At 67.2% G+C, this 6,083-nt stretch carries 3 protein-coding genes; 2 read left to right on the forward strand and 1 reads right to left on the reverse strand.

Translation table 11 applies throughout. The features are described from left to right. Positions 1–279: 279 nt before the first annotated feature. Entirely contained in the window at positions 280–891 is a 612-nt protein-coding gene (locus IVB32_RS24665) for a TetR/AcrR family transcriptional regulator (protein WP_018454315.1), read from the reverse strand. 127 nt (positions 892–1,018) lie between these two features. Here IVB32_RS24665 and IVB32_RS24670 point away from each other — a divergent pair, with 127 nt between their 5' ends. Beyond that, positions 1,019–2,248, forward strand: a complete 1,230-nt coding sequence (locus tag IVB32_RS24670; RefSeq protein WP_247370233.1) for a cytochrome P450 — start codon at positions 1,019–1,021, stop codon at positions 2,246–2,248. A 139-nt stretch (positions 2,249–2,387) separates the two neighbouring features. Continuing rightward, positions 2,388–6,011: an AsmA-like C-terminal region-containing protein gene (locus IVB32_RS24675; RefSeq protein WP_018454317.1), complete on the forward strand. Its 3,624-nt coding sequence runs from the start codon at positions 2,388–2,390 to the stop codon at positions 6,009–6,011. The last annotated feature ends 72 nt before the right edge of the window (positions 6,012–6,083 follow it).

The following is a 6,083-nucleotide window of genomic DNA, read 5'->3' on the forward strand; positions in this document are numbered from 1 at the left end:
CCAGTGCCGACCGTCGAACTCGACTGCGCCACGGCGAGCGCGGTACCGGCCAGCAGCGCAGCTGCGGCCGCAGACAATTTCAGAATCCTCATCGCTGTCTCCTCGAATGATCAAATTGCCAAAACAGGCACGGGATAAAGTGGCAAGCTGCAGAAACGTTCCTTGGATCGGTATGAGGATGTGGAAAATGCGCGCGAGAATTGCGACGAGGTTCCAGCGGCGCGGCGCGCCGATGCCGAGCGGGAACAGCGAAGCGCGACGATCTGAAGAAAACAAACGCTACTTCAACGACAATCCCGTCCTGCGCCGCAGATCCGTGATCGCGCGCAGAAAACTGTCGGCCGGCGTCGTCTCCGGATCGATCAGGCGGTGCAGGCGAAAGCCGTCTTCCAATGCCAGCACGACGGAGGCCATCCAGGGGGGATTGAGCGTGTCGCCCTTCGCGTTGCTCTTCAGCGTTGCCTCGATGATGTCGGCGACCAGCTTGCGCCGCGCGCGCAGGCGCTTTGCAAGCTCCGGTCGGCGCTTCTCGGCGCGGGCGACAAACAGGATCATCTCCATGTGGAGCAGCGGCGAGCGGCCGAGCGGATCCTGCCTTGTGCGATCCATCGCCTTCAGCGCCGCGATGAAGTCGTCGAGATTGTCGTGCTGCGCGAGGATGTCCATGTTGCGCCGGATCGACTGCGCGACATGCTCCTCGAGCATGGCGATAATCAGCTCGTCCTTGCTCTTGAAGTTGGAATAGAACGCGCCGCGGCTAAATCCGGCCGCCGCCGCGATCGCCTCGATGCTGGCGCCGCCGATGCCGTCCTGCTCGAACACGCGCGCCGCCGCCTCGAACAGCCTGTCGCGCGTGTCGTCCCTGGTCGGCCTGGTTCTCACCCTTGACATCGGGGCAGTTTAGGGCAAAATGCAACTCGATACAACAATGTATCGAGTTGATAATTCCGGGATGGTTACGCTGCGCAAGAGGGGCTGCGGCGTATGCGATTCATGCGGCAACCGATATGAGGTCACCATGAACGAGCACGTGCAGGGCACCGGCGGTCCGCTGTTCAACCCGCTGTCGCCGGACTTCATCCGCGATCCCTATCCGCATTATGACCGGCTCCGCGCGATCTACCCGATTCACGTGACGCCGTTCGGCCAGTTCGTCGCCAGCCGCCATGCCGATGTCAGCCTCGTGATGCGCGACAAGCGTTTTGGCAAGGATTTCGTCGAGCGCTCCAAGCGCCGCTATAGCGAGAAGATCATGGAGGAGCCGGTCTTCCGCAGCATGAGCCACTGGATGCTGCAGGCCGATCCGCCTGACCACACCCGCCTGCGCGGCCTCGTCGTGAAGGCCTTCACCGCCCGCCGCGTCGAGGACATGCGGCCACGCATCCAGGAGATCGTCGACCAGACCATCGATGCCGTGATCGACCGCGGCTACATGGACCTGATCGAAGACTTCGCCTTCCGCCTGCCTGTCACCATCATCTGCGACATGCTCGGCATCCCCGAGGACCATCGCGAGACTTTCTATAACAGCTCGCGCGATGGCGGACGGCTGCTCGATCCCGTGCCGCTGTCGCCGGAGGAGATCGCCAAGGGCAACGCCGGCAACATGATGGCGCAGATGTATTTCCAGCAGCTGTTCGAGCTTCGTCGCAAAAATCCCGGCGACGATCTCATTACCCAGCTGGTGCAGGCCGAGGAAGACGGCAACAAGCTCACCAACGAGGAACTGACCGCCAACATCATCCTGTTGTTCGGCGCCGGCCACGAGACCACGGTCAATCTGATCGGCAACGGCCTGCTGGCGCTGCATCGCAATCCGGACCAGCTCGCGCTTTTGAAGGCGCGGCCGGACCTGATGGTGGGCGCGATCGAGGAGTTTCTGCGCTACGATTCCTCGGTGCAGATGACCGGGCGGGTCGCGCTGGAGGATATCGACGATCTCGGCGGCGCCAAGATCCCCAAGGGCGAGACCGTGCTCTGCCTGCTGGGCTCGGCCAACCGCGACCCGGCGGTCTATCCTGACCGGCCCGACCGGCTCGACGTCACCCGCCAGAATGTGAGGCCGCTGTCGTTCGGCGGTGGCATCCATTTCTGCCTGGGGGCCCAATTGGCCCGCCTCGAGGCCGAGATCGCCATCGCCACGCTGTTGCGTCGGCTGCCCGACCTGCGCATCGACGACGTCGAAAACCCCGAATGGCGGCCGACCTTCGTGCTGCGCGGCCTGAAGCGGCTGCCTGCGAGCTGGTGATGGCTGCCGGCGTTAACCTCCGCGCGCAACAGTCGCTGTGACTTCGCCACACTTCCCCCTATATAAGGGGCTGTTCCGGTACGTCTGAGGCCCTGCGGCTCAGGCAAGGCCCGCATCCGGTTTGGCCGAGGGGAGACCCGTGCAGACGACGCTGCTCGGATTGGCGATTGCCTTTATCTTAGCGCTGCTGGCCGCTCTGATCGGACCGTACTTCGTCGACTGGAACCAGTTCAGGCCCCAGTTCGAAGCAGAGGCCGGCAGGATCATCGGCGTGCCGGTGCGGGTGGCGGGCGAGCTCGACGCGCGGCTGTTGCCGGCGCCGACGCTGCGGCTGCGCGCGGTCACCTTCGGCGGCAACAACGATCTCGGCCGCCTGCGCGCCGACAAGCTCGATGTCGAATTCAGCCTGAGCTCGCTGATGCGCGGCGAATGGCGCGCCACCGAGCTTTCGGTCAATGGCATGGCGGTCGATCTCGGCCTCGACGCGCGCGGGCGGGTCGATCTGCCGTCCACCGCGAGCGGGAGCTTCAATCTGGCATCGCTGGCGATCGAGCGGCTGAATCTCACCGGTCGCATCGCCCTGCATGATGCCGCCAGCCATTCGACACTGGAGCTCAACGACATCGCTTTCTCCGGCGATGTGCGCTCGCTGGCCGGCTCGGTCCGGGGCGACGGCAGTTTTGCCCTCAGCGGCGTGCGCTATCCGTTCCGCGTCTCCTCCGGCCCGAGCGCCGACGGCAATGCCACCCGCCTCCACCTCAACATCGATCCCGGCGAGCGCGCGATCCTCGCCGATCTCGAAGGCGTGCTCGCCTTCGACAACCGCCTGCCGAAATTCGAGGGCGCGCTGACGTTCGCCGTGCCGGCGCCGAAGAAGCCGGGCGAGGCGGGGCCGATGCCCTGGAAGCTCACGACGAAACTCAAGGCTGATCCGGCCGGCGCCAAGTTCGAGCAGGTCGACGCCAGCTTCGGGTCCGAAGACTCCGCGCTGAAGCTCGGCGGCGTCGGCGATATCAGGTTCGGGGCTTCGCCGCTGCTGCGTGCGGTGCTGTCGGCGCGCCAGGTCGATGCCGACAAGCTGACCGGCAAGGACGAGCCGCAGCGCATCCTTCCGGCGCTCCGCGCAGGCCTCGCCGCAATCCCGCAGGCGCCGATCCCGGCACAGATCGAGTTCAACTCCGACCAGATCATGCTCGGCGCACGGCCGCTCCAGAACATCACGGCCGAGCTTGCGACCGACGGACGATCCTGGACCTTCCAGCGGCTCGAGCTGCGCGCGCCGGGACAGACGCAGCTCTCGCTCAACGGCGCGACGCCCGGCGCCGACAGCTTCAGCGGCCGTCTCAGCGTCGATTCCTCCGATCCCGATACGCTAGTGGCCTGGCTCCAGGGCCGCAGCGAGGTCAACCGCCGCAGCACGCGGCCGCTGCGCCTTGCCGGTGACGTGACCATCGCCGCCAACCATTTCGCCATCGACAGGCTGAAGGCCGAGATCGACGGCGGCGCGGTCGAAGGCCGCATCGCTTTCGTCCAGACCGGCGCGAGCAAGGGCTCGCGGATCGACGCGGAGCTCAAGGCCGACCGCCTTGACCTCGATGCGGCCGCAAGTTTTGTGCGCGCGCTTTCGGGACCGCAGGGCGAATGGCCGGAGGAAGCGAAGCTGTCGCTCGATATCGGCCGCGCGATCTCGGCCGGGCAGGAGCTGCGGCCGTTCACCGCGAAACTCGGCTACGGCCCCGCATCGCTCTCGCTGGAGCAGTTGCGGTTCGGCCAGGCCAGTGGCGTGACCACGGAAGCAAGTGGCAGCTTCGACCGCGCCAAGGCCACGGGCAAGCTCGCGCTGAAATCCTCCGCCAATTCGCTGCGCGATCTCACTGCACTGCTCGAGCCGTTTGCGCCATCGGTGCGCGCGCGCTTCGACGCCATCCCGTCGCTGCCGGCTGCGACCCGCCTGAAGCTCGACCTCAGCCTCGACAAGAACGCCGAGCACGCCGATCGCAACGACGCGCGCGCTGTCCTCGAACTCGACGCGCCGCAGCTCAAGGCCACCGCGACGCTGGCTGCGCAGACGCCGGTGGCCGCCGTCAACGGCATCGACGTCGACCGCTTGCGCAACAGCGACTTCACGCTGGACTCGAAAGTCGCGACACCGCAAGCCAGTGCACTGCTGGCGTTGCTCGGGCTCGATCGCGTGGTGGCCGCAGGCGAGGGCGCTTCGCAGTTCGAAGGCCGCTTGAGCGGCGCGTGGCGCCATCAGCTGCAATTGAATGCCAAGCTTAGCGGCGGCGGGCTGGATGCGGACGCACAAGGCAACGTCGAATTGTCGGAGCCGAAAGGCAGCGTAAATTTGCGCGTGCGCAACGCCAATCTGGGGCCGCTGTTCGGGACCAGCCCGGCCGATAAATCGGTGCAGAGCGTCAATCTGTCCTCGCGCGTCGGCCTCTCCGGCAACCGCCTGACCTTCAACGATCTCGAGAGCACCCTGGCCGGCTCGCATTTGCGCGGTCATCTGGCGGTGACGCTCGATCAGGAGAAGACCGTCGACGGCGAAGTCGGCCTCGATACGCTCGACCTCGTGCCCGCGCTCGCGATGGCCATCGGCGCGGCCGGACACGATGCCAATGCGCCGCTGAGTGCCGGGCTTCTCGGCGGCTGGCGCGGCCGCGTCGCCTTCCAGGCGTTGCACGGCACGTTGCCCGGCGGCATCGAGCTGCGCCCCTTCGGCGGTACGGTCCGGAGCGACGGTCAGTCGCTCGCGCTCGACGCAATGAAGGGCGGCGTCGGCGGCGGCGAGATGTCGGCGAGCCTTGATGCGCGCAATGGCGCCAATGGTCTGACGCTCAACGCGCGCATCGAGCTCGGCAATGTCGACGCGGCGGCGCTGCGCTACCGCGACCTCGCGCTGCCGAAGGGACGAGCCTCGGCGCAGATGGCGCTGACCAGCCAGGGCCGTAGCGTCGCGGCGCTCACCGGTGCGCTCGCCGGCAACGGTACGGTGACGCTCGAATCCGCTGAAATCTCCGGCCTCAATCCACGCGCCTTCGAAATCGCCATCCGCGCCAGCGACGGCGGCCAAATTGCCGACGACAATCGGCTGCGGCAGCTGGTCGAGCCCGCGCTGTCGGCGGGTCCGATTGCAGTGGCCTCGGCGCAGATCCCGTTCACGATCCGGGACGGGCGCCTGCGCGTCGGCGCAACGTCGCTAGAGGCGAAGAACGCGCGTGCCATCGTCTCCGGCGGTTACGACATCCCCGCCGACCAGGCCGACATCCGTGCCAGCCTGACGCCGATCATGACCGGGCTCTCCGGCGCGCCGCCCGAAATCCAGCTGTTCGCGGCCGGTCCCCCCGACAGGCTCAATCGCACCGTCGATCTTGGGCCGCTGTCGTCGTGGCTCGCGGTACGCACGATCGATCGCGAGACGCGCCGGCTGGACGCCATCGAGCGCGGCGAGCCGCCGCCGGCCACCGCCGCGTTGCCGACGCTGGTGTCGCCCGAACCGGCGCCGGAGCCGTCGCTCACGGATGTGCCGATGCCCGGCCGCGATCCGCGCCGTGCGCCGCCGCCGAAGCCCAAGTCCGATATCAGGGTTGCGCCGACGCCAAAGGCGCCGCAGGCCGCTCCCGCGGCACCAAGCCCGCCGCTTGCAAGCACGCAGATCGCGCCGCTGCCTCCGCCGATCGACGTCAGGCCGGCCCCGGGCCCGCCGCCCGCAAAGCCCAAGCCAAAGCCGCCGCTGGTGCTGACGCCGTCAAATCCGTAGGCGATAGTCCGTCATGCCCGGGCTTGTCCCGGGCATCCACGTTCTCCGTCCCAGGCGGTGAGACGTGGATGG

Source organism: Bradyrhizobium sp. 23 (assembly GCF_023073295.1).
GTDB lineage: Bacteria > Pseudomonadota > Alphaproteobacteria > Rhizobiales > Xanthobacteraceae > Bradyrhizobium > Bradyrhizobium canariense_D.

What these genes read in the sequence shown, in the direction of transcription:
- IVB32_RS24665 (WP_018454315.1), bottom strand. Translation starts at nt 891, where the DNA reads ATGTCAAGGGTGAGAACCAGGCCGACCAGGGACGACACGCGCGACAGG.
- IVB32_RS24670 (WP_247370233.1), top strand. Translation starts at nt 1,019, where the DNA reads ATGAACGAGCACGTGCAGGGCACCGGCGGTCCGCTGTTCAACCCGCTG.